Annotated in this window: 1 protein-coding gene; it reads left to right on the top strand. The window is 44.9% G+C overall.

Annotated elements, in window-relative coordinates:
* Positions 1–263: IS3 family transposase (locus UQ64_RS28340; protein WP_156417707.1), on the top strand; the 263-nt coding region annotated here is incomplete at both ends.

Consider the following 263-nt stretch of genomic DNA (forward strand, 5'->3'; position numbering starts at 1 on the left):
CAGCGAATGACGCGTTATTTGTGTAAGCTAGCTAGTGTGAGCTTAAGCGGATATTACCGTTGGCAAGCCGCTGAGGAAGCCAGACAGTTGCGAGAGGAGGCAGACGAACATGACGCTTTCCTTATCAAGAAACACTATGACGCTTTGAATGGTAAAGCTGGAGCATTGGTCGTGAAGATGTGGCTGGAACGGGAGAATGGTATCATCATGAATCATAAAAAGATTCGAAGATTAATGCGAAAATATAAGCTCGTTGCTACGAT

Source organism: Paenibacillus etheri, assembly GCF_001012825.1.
GTDB lineage: Bacteria > Bacillota > Bacilli > Paenibacillales > Paenibacillaceae > Paenibacillus_AQ > Paenibacillus_AQ etheri.